Consider the following 2,325-nt stretch of genomic DNA (forward strand, 5'->3'; position numbering starts at 1 on the left):
AATGAGCGTTCACATTGGTCCGGAAATGGTGTTCACGTTGAATCGGAATTGGTGTTCATGATCGGCCGGAATATGCAACTGTACGGTGTTCGCATATTCTGGTTCGTCGTCGCTGTTCAGATTGATCGATGCCTTCACCATGTAGAGCCCTGGCACATCAGTGTCGATGCCAGCGCAGTTGGCCCAGCCAGCCTCTGAAATGTCATCCTGCACCATCCCTAGTGCCCGCTCATCGGCGCTTTCCAGTTCGATCACAGAGAATTGGTTATTGAATCCGATGGCCACCAGGGCTTGAAACTCTCGCCAGTATTCCATGCCTCGCTTTCCCCTTAAGGGGTTTGATGGCCAATGGAACGAAAACGTACGCTAATAACATAATTAATTGTTTATATTAAAATTTAATGTTCTCAGTTCTCCCTTTAAAATATCCTCCGGTAGCGTGAACGTATATAGGCAGTTCGTTACACAGCAGGTGCTGCGTCATAACCAGCGCAATCAGGATCTGGTCCGTCAGGAACTGGCACTTCTGAAGCCCCTCCCTCAGCGGCGGTGTGCTGACTACGAGGAGTTGTCTGTCCGGGTCAGAGCAGTAGTACCATCAACGTCCGACACGTTGTGTACAGCGTACCATCCAGACTTATCGGACAGATGCTGAAGGTTCGTCTGTGGGATGACAGACTGAGTTGTTACGTTGGCAGCGATGAAGTAGTTGACGCGTACCGGCCAAGGTAGTTGACGTCTAATACGCAACGGCCTGGTTCAATACGGCTCAGATGAGCCGCTTACATCCGATCACCAGTGCCTCATACTGAAAGTGAAGGCTCGGAGTAATAGAAGGCGATGAGGGAAAGTGAGGAAATTACACGCTCATTGCCCTCCGAAATAGCCGTTTATCTTCGCCAGACTGCGCAGGGGATACCGTGGAGAGCCCATAGCCCCTATATGTTGAATATAGGGGCTATGGGCACTCTATTACGTAATCATACTGGCCAACAGGTTGGGACCCGTTCAGAAGAGGGGCCCTGCCATTTACTGTAAGGCGTTAAGAATGCGATACGCAGCTTCCACTCGAGAGGGAATGGGGTAACTTTTGTTCGCTAGAATGACGATACCGAGTTGTTTTTCAGGTATAAATGCGACGTAACTCCCAAAACCTCCTGTCGAACCCGTTTTATGTACCCATGAAGCCGTTACCGCCGAAGATGGGGGGAAAATCTCACTAACGGTTTGCGGAGACAATATAACTTTAGGACTGCCACTGTTAAGTAATGTCTTTTCATTGAGCGGCCAATTGAGCATTTCCCAACCCAACCCCTGATACATGTCACCTACTTGCCAGTACCGCGACTGAGCAAGCAAAATTCCCTTTTGCAGTGAGGCATCTTTTACTTCGGAAGGTTCCATATTGGCCAACACCCAACTTGCCATATCCTCTATTGTGGATTTCACACCGTAGGCTTCGGCATCCATCATACCTGGAGTAACGCGAACCGCTTTTCCATCGCGGTAGCCCCATGCATAGTGTTTTTCTTCTTGTTGTGGAACCTGTATCCAGGTATGCGATAGATTTAGTGGCTGGAATACGCGTTTGATCATCGCTTGTTCAAAGTTCATGCCGGAAGGTTTAACGGCAAGTTTGCCAAAGAGCCCAATACTGGCGTTCGAATAAAGTCGCTTTGTGCCCGGTGTCCACTGCGGCTGCCAGGTCTCATAATAATTCTGTAATGACACTTCATTGGTCACATTATCCGGTATCTGGAGTGGTAAGCCACCGGCAGTGTAGGTTACCAAATTCAGCAAACTAATCCCTTCCCATTGATTCCCGGACAGCACTGGCCAGTATTTACTCACAGGATCATTCAGTTTAATTTCACCACGCGCAATGGCATCCCCCCCCAGAACACCGGTGAAGGTTTTACTCACTGAACCGAGCTCGAATAAGGTCTGTTTCGTGACGGGCTGTTTACCGGCAATATCGGCCATTCCCCAGATAAAGTAGTAAGGTTGCCCCTGATAGATCACCGCCGCTGCCATGCCAGGAATGTCCTGTTCTTTCATCAACGGAACAACGACATTATCAACGATATCGTCCAGTTTTTTTTCCGTTGGCGTTACTGCAAACGTAGGACCTGATGCGGCGATCAATAAGGCACAGAAAAGCGTCTTGGGTATCATAACTATCTTCCATAATTGAGAGTTGAAGGTTTTCCCCTGAATAATACTGTGAGTGGTCACACCTCGGTCGAACCAGGGCCGACGCATGATCATTCTTTGCGCTAGTTGATCAAGTATCGATCAGTTGAGCGGCGCCAAGTACGATTTTAA

General features: G+C 48.8%; 2 protein-coding genes and 1 pseudogene. 1 reads left to right on the plus strand and 2 read right to left on the minus strand.

Features of this window, described 5'->3' with window-relative positions; translation table 11 throughout:
* Positions 1-9: 9 nt before the first annotated feature.
* Positions 10-315 (minus strand): hypothetical protein, encoded by a 306-nt coding sequence (locus PG887_RS22115; RefSeq protein WP_270822923.1) that lies wholly within the window; start codon positions 313-315, stop codon positions 10-12.
* A gap of 121 nt (positions 316-436) precedes the next feature.
* Between PG887_RS22115 and PG887_RS22120 the strand changes: the two are divergent.
* Positions 437-729, plus strand: a pseudogene (locus PG887_RS22120) (Mu transposase domain-containing protein); the annotation flags it as partial.
* Positions 730-1,029: 300 nt separating this feature from the next.
* Here the strand turns inward: PG887_RS22120 and ampC are convergent.
* The gene (ampC, locus tag PG887_RS22125; RefSeq protein WP_094762261.1) at positions 1,030-2,175 is read right to left on the minus strand and encodes a CMY2/MIR/ACT/EC family class C beta-lactamase; all 1,146 of its coding nucleotides are present in this window, start codon (positions 2,173-2,175) and stop codon (positions 1,030-1,032) included.
* Positions 2,176-2,325: the final 150 nt, after the last annotated feature.

It is taken from the genome of Aeromonas sp. QDB14 (genome assembly GCF_027707845.1).
Taxonomy (GTDB): domain Bacteria; phylum Pseudomonadota; class Gammaproteobacteria; order Enterobacterales; family Aeromonadaceae; genus Aeromonas; species Aeromonas caviae.

Coding starts and splice junctions, on each gene's coding strand:
- ampC (WP_094762261.1), bottom strand. CDS start 2,175: ATGATACCCAAGACGCTTTTCTGTGCCTTATTGATCGCCGCATCAGGT.
- PG887_RS22115 (WP_270822923.1), bottom strand. CDS start 315: ATGGAATACTGGCGAGAGTTTCAAGCCCTGGTGGCCATCGGATTCAAT.